1 pseudogene is annotated in these 238 nt (G+C 60.9%); it reads left to right on the forward strand.

The window, feature by feature from the left end:
• A pseudogene (locus tag KVT39_RS38895) lies at positions 1 to 238 on the forward strand (hypothetical protein); the annotation flags it as partial.

Below are 238 nucleotides of genomic sequence, written 5' to 3' on the forward strand. Positions count from 1 at the left end.
AGAAGGGTGGAAGAACGAGAAGGGGAGGAGTGGCGAACGAAGCAGAGAAAGGAGAGATGTGGAGAAGAGAAGGCGAGGCGGGAGCGAGGAGGGAGGAGGTGGGGCGGAGTGTGCAGAGGGAGTGCGTGAGTGGACGGGTGGAGAAGCGAAAAAGAAGCGAGAGAGGAGGAGAATGAGGTGGAGGGACGAGCGGGGACGGAAGCGGGAGAGAGATGAGTGGCGAAAGGAGAGGGCGGAA

It is taken from the genome of Burkholderia sp. GbtcB21 (assembly GCF_019091065.1).
In the GTDB taxonomy this organism is placed as follows: Bacteria; Pseudomonadota; Gammaproteobacteria; order Burkholderiales; family Burkholderiaceae; genus Burkholderia; species Burkholderia pyrrocinia_C.